The organism is Clostridioides sp. GD02404, assembly GCF_045898275.1.
Taxonomy (GTDB): domain Bacteria; phylum Bacillota; class Clostridia; order Peptostreptococcales; family Peptostreptococcaceae; genus Clostridioides; species Clostridioides difficile_A.
On the sequence record NZ_JBJOCA010000010.1, the window covers coordinates 111,586 to 124,005 of the forward strand.

At 26.3% G+C, this 12,420-nt stretch carries 10 protein-coding genes; all 10 read left to right on the forward strand.

What is annotated here, in order from left to right; translation table 11 throughout:
• Position 1 precedes the first annotated feature (1 nt).
• The 10 genes from Q3287_RS08260 (at position 2) to Q3287_RS08305 (ending at position 12,281) form a co-directional block, all read left to right on the forward strand.
• Positions 2-838, forward strand: coding sequence for an ABC transporter permease (locus Q3287_RS08260; RefSeq protein ID WP_021383784.1), 837 nt, complete (start codon positions 2-4; stop codon positions 836-838).
• Positions 839-942: 104 nt separating this feature from the next.
• On the forward strand, positions 943-1,617 hold the full coding sequence (locus tag Q3287_RS08265; protein ID WP_407963849.1) for an ABC transporter permease: 675 nt from the start codon (positions 943-945) through the stop codon (positions 1,615-1,617).
• Entirely contained in the window at positions 1,617-2,669 is a 1,053-nt protein-coding gene (locus tag Q3287_RS08270) for a PotD/PotF family extracellular solute-binding protein (protein WP_407963850.1), read from the forward strand. The genes Q3287_RS08265 and Q3287_RS08270 overlap by 1 nt, the downstream gene beginning before the upstream one ends.
• A 311-nt stretch (positions 2,670-2,980) precedes the next feature.
• A complete protein-coding gene (locus tag Q3287_RS08275) occupies positions 2,981-3,829 on the forward strand; it encodes a diguanylate cyclase domain-containing protein (RefSeq protein WP_407963851.1) in 849 nt (282 codons plus the stop codon).
• Complete coding sequence (locus Q3287_RS08280; RefSeq protein ID WP_407963852.1) at positions 3,822-5,483, forward strand: DUF2334 domain-containing protein; 1,662 nt, start codon at positions 3,822-3,824, stop codon at positions 5,481-5,483. The genes Q3287_RS08275 and Q3287_RS08280 overlap by 8 nt, the downstream gene beginning before the upstream one ends.
• A gap of 48 nt (positions 5,484-5,531) precedes the next feature.
• Positions 5,532-6,788 carry a glycosyltransferase family 2 protein gene (locus Q3287_RS08285; RefSeq protein WP_054269578.1) on the forward strand — a complete coding sequence of 419 codons (1,257 nt, stop codon included), beginning with the start codon at positions 5,532-5,534 and terminating at the stop codon, positions 6,786-6,788.
• A gap of 22 nt (positions 6,789-6,810) precedes the next feature.
• The gene (locus Q3287_RS08290) at positions 6,811-8,892 is read left to right on the forward strand and encodes a cellulose biosynthesis cyclic di-GMP-binding regulatory protein BcsB (RefSeq protein ID WP_407963853.1); all 2,082 of its coding nucleotides are present in this window, start codon (positions 6,811-6,813) and stop codon (positions 8,890-8,892) included.
• A gap of 36 nt (positions 8,893-8,928) precedes the next feature.
• Positions 8,929-10,014 (forward strand): glycoside hydrolase family 113, encoded by a 1,086-nt coding sequence (locus Q3287_RS08295; RefSeq protein WP_407963854.1) that lies wholly within the window; start codon positions 8,929-8,931, stop codon positions 10,012-10,014.
• Between the two features lie 59 nt (positions 10,015-10,073).
• Positions 10,074-11,198: a non-hydrolyzing UDP-N-acetylglucosamine 2-epimerase gene (gene wecB / locus Q3287_RS08300; RefSeq protein ID WP_407963855.1), complete on the forward strand. Its 1,125-nt coding sequence runs from the start codon at positions 10,074-10,076 to the stop codon at positions 11,196-11,198.
• A 108-nt stretch (positions 11,199-11,306) separates the two neighbouring features.
• Complete coding sequence (locus Q3287_RS08305; RefSeq protein WP_074178253.1) at positions 11,307-12,281, forward strand: glycoside hydrolase family 73 protein; 975 nt, start codon at positions 11,307-11,309, stop codon at positions 12,279-12,281.
• Positions 12,282-12,420: the final 139 nt, after the last annotated feature.

Sequence of the window (12,420 nt, forward strand, 5' to 3'; positions counted from 1 at the left end):
GATGAAGAGAAAATCTTTCTTAGCATATCCATATGTAGTTTGGAGTGCGATATTTGTAATAATTCCTTTAATACTAGTAGTATTTTTCAGTTTTACAAAAGAGTCAGGTGGAGGTTATGCATTTACACTTGAAAATTATAAAGAAGTAATCGACCCTATATATATTAAAGTATTTGCTCGTTCTATTCTTTTAGCAGGAGGAGCTACATTAATATGCCTTGTAGTTGGTTATCCAGTGGCATATATAATTTCAAAAGCTCATGTGAGTAGAAGAGGTTCATTAATATTATTATTTATTCTTCCTATGTGGATGAATTTTCTTTTAAGAACTTATGCATGGGTTGCTATATTAGGAAAAAATGGACTTTTAAATACATTTTTAGGATGGTTTGGAATACAGCCATTAGCAATTTTGTATACTAATTTTGCTATACTTTTAGGTATGGTATATAACTTTTTACCATTTATGGTTCTTCCAATATACACTGCACTATCAAAGATGGATAATGATTTGATAAATGCTGCTCATGACTTAGGTGCAAATAATATGACAGTATTTAGAAAAATTATATTTCCTTTGAGTTTACCAGGTGTAATGTCTGGAATAACTATGGTATTTATGCCAGCAGTTACTACCTTTGCAATTTCAAGACTGTTAGGTGGAGGTAAAATAATGCTAGTTGGAGATTTGATTGAACAACAATTTACAGTTGTTGGAGATTGGAACTTTGGCTCAGCAATATCGATATTTATGATGATAGTAATATTAATATCGATGTCTATAATGTCAAAATTTGGAGATGAGTCTGACAAAGAAGGCGGTGGGTTACTATTTTAAAATTAAAGAAAATAACTTCTAATATATATTTAGCATTAGTATTCTTATTTTTATATGCACCCATATTTGCTTTAGTACTATTTTCTTTCAATGATTCAAAATCGATGGCAAGATGGAATGGATTTACATGGAAGTGGTATGGTCAATTACTTCAAAATGAGAGTATAATGAGTGCTTTATATTATACTATTGTAATAGCTATATTAGCATCTGTAATATCTACAATAGTAGGAACTATAAGTGCCATAGGAATACATAAGATGAGAGGTAAGAGCAAAAAATTAATACTAAATGTAAACTATCTTCCTATTTTAAATACAGAGATAGTTACAGCAGTAGCCCTTATGAGTCTGTTTGTGTTTATAAAAATGGAATTTGGATTTACAACAATGCTATTGGCACATATAATGTTTTGTTTGCCATATGTTATACTTTCAGTTTTACCAAAAATGAAGCAATTACCTGATAATATAGAAGATGCAGCTATGGACTTAGGAGCGACTCCTATATATGCTCTTAGAAAGGTAATTTTACCACAAATAAAGCCAGGTATAGTTTCTGGATTTTTAATTGCATTTACTATGTCAATAGATGACTTTATAATAAGTTTCTTTAATGCTGGAAATGGTGTAAGCAATCTTTCTATAGAAATCTATGGAATGGCTAGAAGAGGTATAAAACCTGAAATAAATGCATTATCGACAATAATGTTTGCAGTCGTTTTAGGATTACTTTTATTAGCTAATAAAAAAGAATCTATAGTAAGGGGGACTAAATAATGATTAAGTTTAAAAAAGTAATATCCCTTGTATCTATAGGTATTATGACAGTTACTTTATTTACAGGATGTAATAAAGCAACTGATTCTACAAAAGTTTTAAACGTATATAATGTTGGAGATTATATAGATGAATCTCTTATAGATAAGTTTGAAGAAGAAACTGGAATAGATGTTCAATATTCAACTTATGATACTAACGAAATGATGTATCAAAAAGTAAAGAGTGGCAGTACACACTACGATTTAGTCTTTCCTTCAGATTATATGGTAGAAAAAATGAAAAATGAAGGTCTTTTGGAAAAACTAGATTTTAAAAACATACCTAATATGAAGTATTTAGATAAGAGTTTTTTAAATCCTATATATGATGAAACTAATGAATATAGTGTTGCATACATGTGGGGAACTCTTGGAATATTGTACAATAAAAAAGAAGTTAAAGACCCTATAGATAGTTGGAATATACTTTGGAATCCAAAGTATAAGGGAAATATAATGATGTTTGACTCTGTTAGAGATACTATAGGTATAACTCTTAAGAAATTAGGATACAGTATGAATAGTGTAAATCCAAAAGAAATAAATGAAGCGAAAAATCTTTTAATGAAACAAAAGGATTTAGTATTGGCCTATGTAAATGATGAAGGTAAGGATAGATTGCTTGGTGGAGAAGTAGCAATGGGTATGTTGTATTCTGGAGATGCAGTTACATTGATGGACCAAAATCCTGACCTTGATTATGCAATACCTAAAGAAGGTACTAATAAATGGGTAGATGCTATGTGTGTACCTACAATAGCACAAAACAAAAAAGAAGCTGAGTTATTTATAAACTTTTTACTAGACCCAGAAAATGCAAAAATAAATGCTGAGTATATCGGATATTCAACACCTAATACAGGAGCTCTAAAATTATTAGACCCAGAAATAACTAATAATCCTGTTGCATATCCATCTAAAGAAGTACTTAGTAAATGTGAGACTTTTGAAGATATTGGTGAGAACATAAAACTATATGATAAGGCTTGGATAGAATTAAAATCAAAGTAGAGTCTTGTTGATTTAATTATATTTACTTAATAAAACTGTTCTTATTTAGAAATTAATTTTCTAATTATTGAACAGTTTTATTTTTTGCCAATACTATATACTTGTTTTGAATTTTTTATAATAATAATCACAAAAACAAGCAAATTCATGACTTTAATGTCAAGTATTTGCTTGTTTTTTTATTAAATTATATTGATATACAACTTAATTAATATTTTAATAGGTAAAAAGTTTATTTGTATAATGACTTTAATAATAATTAGAAAAAATGGGCAACTTAATAGAATAATTGGAGGTGTAAATTTATAAAAATGAATAGGATAAATAAAAAAATAGATTTATTAATATTGAGTTTGCTAGTTTTTATGTTTTTAATTGTTGGAATAGTAATATTATCTATTAGAACAGAAAACAAATTGAATGTATTTATAATGCTTGCAGTAATTTTTTTCATAATAATGTTAACTTATTTATCAAACTCAGTAGTAGGATTGATAACAAGTTCAATAATTATATTTATGTATACATCCTATATCTTATATAACAGTATTACTCACAATATAGATGTTGAGTTTTTATCATATATGTGGATAATAGCAATACCAATCTCTTCAATTATAATGGGAAATTTAAATAAAAATATAAATGAATTACAACATATAAACACAAAGTTATCTGAACAGTATAAAGAGTTAGTGACTATTGATAGTGAAACTGGACTTAGAAATCTAAAGATTTTTTATAATGATGTAAATATGGAGATAAGTAAATCTATTAGACATAATACTAATTTTTCTCTTATGATAGTAAAATTGCCGTATTACGGAAATCTACAGACGATATTTGGTGAAAATAAGACTAATAAAATAGTAAAACATATCAGTTCAAGTATTATAGAATGTACAAGAAATGAGGATATAATTTATAGTTTACAGAAAGACATGATAGGTATATTAATGCCAAGTACATCTTTAGAAGGTTCAAAAGTTGTTAAAGACAGAATAAATAAAAAGATAAGAGAACTAAATTTAGACTTAAACAATAAAGGACAATATGTAAATATAGATGTAAAAATTGCATTTTTAGAGTATAAAGATAGCTTTGGAGATAGTATAAATTTTAAGAATATAGTTGAAGAGGAATTACAATACGATGTTTAAAACGTTCAATAAAAATTTATTAAAAGTAGTAATGATATTATTCATAGTATTAATAATATCAAACTTTAATCTGTCTTCACATGCAACAGAAATTACATCTAATAGAAATAAGGTTTTAGTCATATATGATTCTAAGAAGGAAACAGCTTATAATAGAGATATTTTAAAAATTATGAGGACACTATTGGGTCGATTTAGTTCAGATATTGATTTATTAAAATTAAGTGATTATGATGATGAAATAAATAAAAACTATTATAGTCATGTATTTATTATAGGAATTAATGAAAATTCATATGATAATGACAAAAAAACTAAATATTTACTTAGTGCATTAGATTCATATAAAGGTAATATATGTTGGTTAGGGTACGGTATAGAAAATCTTTTAGAATACAAAAAGTATAATTTAGAGTATTTGGGAAAAACAAATAACATAGTTAGTGTAAATTATAAGGGCAAATCATACAATTTGGATGAGCACTATTTGTTTAATCTTGTGAAATCAAAAGATGTAAGTAATAAAGTAATAGGGAGTATTGATGATACATTAAATAAGTATCCATATATAATAAATGATAAAAATCTTTTTTATGTATCAAAATTGGATTTAGATGGTGTTTTATTTTATATATTTTGTGATTCACTGAACGATATTTTTAATATTAAAAAGTTTGATAAGGGAAGTATATTTGTAAGAATAGAAGATGTACATGCTTTTAGAGACCCAAAAAACCTTGTAGATATAGCTGATTATTTAAGTAGTAAGGATATACCATTTGCAATTGCATTAATACCAGCTTATGTAAACCCTAAAAATCATAAAATAATTACTTTATCAGAAAGTCCTGATGTTGTAAAAGCAGTAAAATATATGCAAGATAAGGGCGGCACAGTGATATTACATGGATATACTCATCAATACAAAAAAGAAGAAGTTACTGGAGAAGGGTATGAATTTTGGGATGGAGAAAAGGATGCACCTTTAAATGAAGACATGGAAGTGTTTGTAAAAAATAGAGTGTTGAGTGGCCTTAGAATATGTATAGAAAATGGAATTTATCCCCTTGCGTTTGAAGCACCACATTATGCGATAGAATCTGAGGGATACAAAGAGTTAAAAAGGTATTTTTCTACTTATGTAGGTCAACATCAAAATAATGATAAAAAATTTAGTACTAATACGTATCCTTATGTTATTAGGGATACAGAAGAATTTAATATATTTATACCTGAAAATTTAGGATATATAGACCCAGAAGATAATTTTACTTTTCAAGATATCAAAGAAAAACTAGATAAAGTATCTATTGTTAGAGGGTTTAGTGGAGGATTCTTTTTTCATTCATATTTGGATATAGAGTATTTAAAATACACAATAGAATATCTAGAAAAACAAAATATAAAATTTATGAACTTAAGAGATTTTGATAATTGGGTAAGAATTGATGAAATACAAATAAGAAATGTTGGAGATGAAATTAAAGTAACTTATGATAGGAATTTAGAAGAAAATACTGAAGATGACACTAGATTTAAGTCTATATCTAGTATTAGTAAAATTTTAATATTAATAGTATCTGTAAGTGTTTTAATATTTGTGATTATATTTATATATTTTAAGAAAATAGATAAAAAGAAATTTTTAAAATAAATGATTTTATATTAGAATAGATGTTCAAAAAAATTTTAGGAGAAATTTATGAGAGATTTAAATATATCAGAATGTTTATTTATATTTAGCTTATTTAGTATATGGTCTTTATTGCTTATAAATATTATCTTGGCTATGGGTGGTTATATATTTTACTTTAAAAATTTTAATAAAGAAGTAAAAAAAATTGATGAATATCCTATGGTATCAATACTTGTGCCTGCTCACAATGAAGCTAAGGTAATAGGCAAAACTGTGGAATCCTTATTACTACTTAATTATCCTAAAGATAAAATGGAACTCATTGTTATAAATGATAACTCATCTGATAATAGTAAAGATATTTTAGAAGATATAAAAAATAAGTATAATAATTATAATTTTACCATAATAAATACAGACAATTTAACTGGAGGAAAAGGAAAATCAAATGCATTGAATATTGGATATACCATTTCTAAAGGAGAGTTTATAGCAGTTTATGATGCAGATAACACACCAGATAGAAATGCACTTAGATATTTAATACAAACAATAGTAATGGATGATGAATTAGGAGCTGTTATTGGAAAATTCAGGACTCGAAATAAAAATAAAAATCTATTAACCAAATTCATAAATATAGAAACGCTAAGTTTTCAATGGATGTCACAAGCTGGTAGATGGGAATTATTTAATCTATGTACAATACCAGGAACTAACTTTATATTGAGAAAAAGTATCATAGAAGAGATTGGAGGGTGGGATAGTAAAGCAATTGCAGAAGATACAGAAATTAGCTTTAGAATATATAAATTGGGATATAAGATAAAACTTGTACCACAGTCTATAACATGGGAACAAGAACCAGAAACTGTTAAGGTATGGATAAAGCAACGTACCAGATGGGCAAAAGGTAATATATATGTCTTAATGAAATATATAAGAAATATATTTAAACAGGGAAAAAATAAAATTGTATTTGATATAGCCTACTTTTTTTCTGTATATTTTTTGTTCTTAACATCTGTCATTATATCGGATATTTTATTTATTTTAAGTATATCTAAACTAATAGAGATTTCAATTCCAATTAACTTTTTTATAATATGGATACTATCATATCTTCTATTTATCATAGAGGTAAGTATAAGCCTAAGCATAGAAAAAGGTGAAGCGACACTAGAAAATATATTCATAGTTGCAATAATGTATTTTACATATTCTCAACTATGGCTGTTTGTAGCTATAAAGGGAATGATAGAGTATTTAAAAGATGTAATTTTTAAAAGAGAAGTTAAATGGTATAAGACAGAAAGATTTTGATTCATGTACAGGAGGAACTAGCATGAAAAAATTTGTTATATCAATTATATCTTTAGTATTGTTTTTTTCAAATATATTGTTTGTAAATGAAGTAAAGGCTGATGAGACTAAAGTTAAAAACTATAAGTTTGAAAGAGACATCACTATAGATGGAGTTATAGGAAGTAATAGTACCTTTTTTGAGGTAAATAAAAATTGGGATATTGAGGAAGTCTTATTACACCTTAATTTTAGTAAGAGTCAAATATTAAATGGAGATGTTTCTAGCTTAACCGTTTTAATAAATAATGTACCAATAAAATCCATTAAATTAAATGCTAAGACTAATTATAAAAATACATTAGAGGTACTAGTACCAAAAGACTATATAATCCAAGGTTATAATGAAATAAAAATAAAAGCATATAAAACAATATCTGATAAAATTTGTCAGGATGATTCCAATACTGGAAACTGGATGGTTATTCATAAAGAATCATATACTTCAATTAGATATACGCAGAAAAATATGGGAAATTCAATAAGTGAATATCCATATCCATATTCAGAAGTTGAAGATAAGCTTAATTTGGACACAACTATGGTAGTCCCAGACAATATGACTAGGGGAGAATCTACAGCTGTGTTCAATCTAGCTTCAGAATTTGGAAAAACAACAAAAAATGATAACTTAAAACTTAATGTTAGACTATATTCAGAAATGAAAAATTGGTCTGAAGATAATATTATATATGTTGGTAAACCTGAAAATACAGCAGAAGAAATTTTGAATATTTTAAGCACAAAGGAACAAACCCTATTATCTTCAAATTGTATAATTAAACAAGTAGATTCCCCTTATAATAAGAATAAGAAGATGATGGTGATAATTGGCAGTAATGAAGAGGACTTAATAAAGGCATCAAATTTATTGGTAGAAAATAAACTCTCTAATCAAGTGCTATCATCATCAGTAATTGTAAACAAAAACACTAATGTAAAAACTAATGAGCAACAAGAGCTAAATTTAAGTCATTTGACACTAAAGGACTTAGGTTATTCAGATTTTTTGTTAGAAGGTGCATTTAATCAACAAGCTTTGTTCGATGTCAAAATACCAAAGGGTAAGATATTAGATTATGGTTCAAAGATTGTTTTAAATTTAAGATATTCTGATAATTTGGATTTTGAAAAATCTTTGGTTACAGTATCCATAAATGATGTTGTTGTGGGAAGTAAAAAATTGGATAGGTCACATTCTAATAACGATAAACTAGAATTAAAAATACCCAAAGATATAGATAATAAAGACTACTATCAAGTTAAGTTGGCATTTAATTTGAGTTTAAAAAATCAGAATTGTATTACAAGGGAAAGTAATAATCCTTGGGCATACGTATTAAATAGTTCTTATTTGGAGTTATCTACAAAAGATAAGGAATCCTTGTCTTTTGAAAGTTATCCATATCCATTTGTTAAAGATGATGAATTTAATGATTTAACTGTAATAATGCCAGATTATTCAGGTTCACAAGCTATGACTTGGATGTCTAGATTAGGGGTTAATTTAGGTGCAAGTATAAATTCCTATAAAGGAAGCATAAATGTAATTAGAGGAAAAGAATTTAATGACAAATATAAAGATACCAATATTATAGTTTTTGGGGTACCACTTAATAATTCTGTTATACAGATGTTAAATGATAATTTAAATATAAAGTTTAACAAAAGCTACTCAACATTTTTATCAAATGATAAGATAAGTCTTATTGATGGTTATGGAAAAGATATTTCTGCAATTCAATTGATAAAATCACCTTATAATAATCAAAAAAATATCCTGGTAATTAGTTCGATAAATGAAAAAAACTTATATTTAGGAATGGATTATTTATTGAATAAAAGTAAAGTTAATGATTTAAAAGGAGATACAATAACAATTGATGAATATGGAGAAGTAGAAGATTTATCTTATAATTTAAAAGTAAATAAAGAAGTAAAAGTTTCAAATAATAACATTAGTATTAGTAAGACAACTAAAGCATTTTTAATAATTTCTTTTATTACTATAATTGTAGTGGCAGTATTGTCAATGTTATATATAAAAAAGTATAAAAGAAGATAATATGATAAATCTATTATTTTAAAAGAGGTATATAATTTGAATAAATATATAAATAAATTTAAATTAAAAAGAAATATTTTAATCTCAGTAATGGTTTTAATTTTTATATTTATAATCTACTTTATAGGTACAGAGTTAAGAGATAAAAGTTCAATAAATAATCAATATGATGGCAAGATTAAATCAGCCAATTTATCTGTAGACTATGAAATAAAACAAGTTATGAAGGATATAGATAAACTAGGATTGAATACAGTAAATGTACCTATAATTATAAATGTAGATGAAATTAATTCTGATATTATGACAATAGATAATAGTAGTAAAGAAAAAGCAATTAAACTAATAAAAAAACTAAACAAAAAAGGTATTTCAACAATATTAGAAGCGTATCCGTGGATAGAAAATGGTGAATTATATGAGACCGACTGGAATCCTAGAAATAAAGAGCGATTTTTTTATACATGGCAAAATACTATATTAAATGAACTTATAATAGATGTAGCAAATCCTTTAGATGTAAATGTTTTAAATATAGGTTCTAATTTGGTACATTTAGAAGAATATCAGAAAAATTGGAGTGAAATAATAGATTTTGTACAATCAAAATTTGATGGGCTTGTAACATACAGGACTAATTGGTGGTATACAAAAAAAGATGACTTAAATAGTAAGCTATCCTATGAACAAAAACTAAATAATAATTTTTTTGATAAGTTAGATTTTATATCTATAGCAGCGTATTTTGAATTAAGTAATAAACCTATTAATACAGTGGATGAACTAGTTTCTGCATTACATTCATCTACTGTAAATAATAGAAGACAGAATATAAAAGAAGAAATATATAATCTTTATAAAGTTCATGGAAAACCAATATTTTTTGGAGAACTAGGTTTTTCAAATAGAGAAAATGCAAGTTCTCAACCTTGGAATCATATTCCTTCAAAGGTTATAAATGATGAAGAGCAAGCAAGATGCTTTGAGGCATATAAAAAAGTTTTTGAAAATGAGGATTGGATAAATGGTTTTTCTGTATTTTGTGTAGGTAAAATAGATGAAGAAAAAAATTTTTACCCATCAAAGGAAAGTATAAAGGTTATTAAGTCTTGGTATGAATAGTTTTGTTATGTAAATATTAGTATTTGTATAAATTAAATGTATGATTAGGAGAGATACAAATGAATGACATCAAGGTTATGACTGTATTTGGAACTAGACCTGAGGCTATTAAAGTGGCTCCTTTAATAAAGGAACTTGAAGAGAGAGAACATATAAAAAGTATTGTATGTGTTACAGCTCAACATAGAGAAATGCTTGACCAAGTTATAGAAACATTCAACATAAATGTAGACTATGATTTGGATATAATGAAGAAAGGGCAAAGCTTAAATGATATAACATGCAAAATTTTAAAGGAACTTCCATTAATTATAAATAAGGAAAATCCAAATATAATATTAGTTCATGGAGATACAACAACAACTCTAGCCACTAGTTTGACTGCATTCTATAATAAAATCTTTGTTGGTCATATAGAAGCTGGACTTAGAACTTATGATAAATATTCTCCATTTCCAGAGGAATTAAATAGACAACTTACAAGTGTTATTGCTGATATACACTTTGCCCCTACTAATTTGGCTAGAAAAAACTTGATTTATGAAGGAAAGCCTAAAAATAGTATATTTGTAACTGGTAATACTGCAATTGATGCTTTGCGTATGACAATAAAAGAAGACTATAATCATCCTATAATTGATAAGATTGGTAATGACAGGATGATTTTATTGACTTCTCATAGAAGAGAAAACTTGGGTAATCCTATGAAAAATATATTCAAAGCTGTAAAACGAATAGTAGATGACTTTGAAGATGTACAAATAGTATATCCTATACATTTAAATCCTGAGATACGTAATATAGCGGATAAAGTATTTGGGAAATCTCATAAAAGAATTCATATTATAGAACCTTTAGAAGTGGTTGATTTTCATAATTTTTTAAATAAATCATACATGATAATGACTGATAGTGGAGGAATACAGGAAGAAGCTCCATCGTTAGGTAAACCAGTCCTTGTGTTACGTGATAAAACAGAAAGAACTGAAGGGATTGAAGCTAAGACACTTAAATTAGTAGGTACTGATGAAGATAGAATATATAATTCAGTGAGCAGTTTATTAATAAATAAAAAGAGTTATAATCAGATGAGTAAAGCATCTAATCCATATGGGGATGGAAGAGCAAGTAAATATATAGTGGACATAATAATGAAGAAATTAAATTGTAAATATCTAAATTAGTTTTTGTTTATTTAATTTTAAATTTATAGTGGGAAGAATTAAAATTATTATCCACTTGATATAAAATCTGTGATAACATAAGTAATACCATTTTTAAGGGGGAGTAATATGGCTAGAAAAACCATAAAAAACTTAGGTAGAAATAAAAGTGTAAGGAGAATAAAGCTTCTATTAAAAAAAATTTTTATTACTGTATGCATAATAGCAAGTATAATTGCTGTTTTTAATATAACGAAGTATTTTGAGGAATTATATAAAATAAGAGATATAGAAAGTACTAAAATTGAATACTATATGGATGTAGCTGATGAAGCAGGTGATAGTAAAGTCCAATTAAGTTGGAAGGAGTTGCTTGCTATAGATATGGTAATACATGATGAAGATTTAAGTAACATAAAAAAGAAAGACACATTAAATATAGGGAAGAAGTTTATAATAGAAGATAAAAATGATAAGGGAGAGGATGTATATAAAGTAAAGAAATTTACTAAAGTATTGAGTGAATTAAAATTTGACTCTTCTCAAAAAAGTAGAGCAAAAAAATATATGAAGGATTTAGAATACACGTATCTTGGAAATAAAGAATTAAATAATAGTGATGAAAAAATTAAATTTATAAAAAAACTAGAAGACTCAGCTATAAGAGAGTATATTGATTATGGAATACTGCCATCAATAACAATAGGACAAGCTATATTAGAATCTGGATGGGGAAACTCTAAACTTACAAAGCAGAGTAATAATTTATTTGGGATAAAAGCAGACAAAGCATGGAAAGGAAAGAAAGTAGAAATTTCAACTTCAGAACATTATAATGAGAAAATAGTAGCAAATTTCAGGTCATATAATTCATTACAGGATTCTGTTAGAGACCATAGTTTGTTTTTGGTTGATAACAAAAGATATAGAAAGCATGGTTTATTTGAGGCAAAAGATTATATTAGTCAAGCACAAGCATTAGAAAATGCAGGGTATAGTACAGCTGAAGATAAAAAAGGAAATCGCATATATGCAGAACTATTAATAGAAGTTATTAGAAGTTACAATTTGCAACTTATAGATAATAAAGTAGAAACAAAATAATTATTAACTTCATATGAAAATATAACATGAGAATATTATTCTTTGCAAAAGAATAGAAAATTTGTAAAAAAAACTAAAAAAATGTATTGACTTGTTATTTGAAAGGTGATATTATTATTACTGTACTCGAAAGAGAATA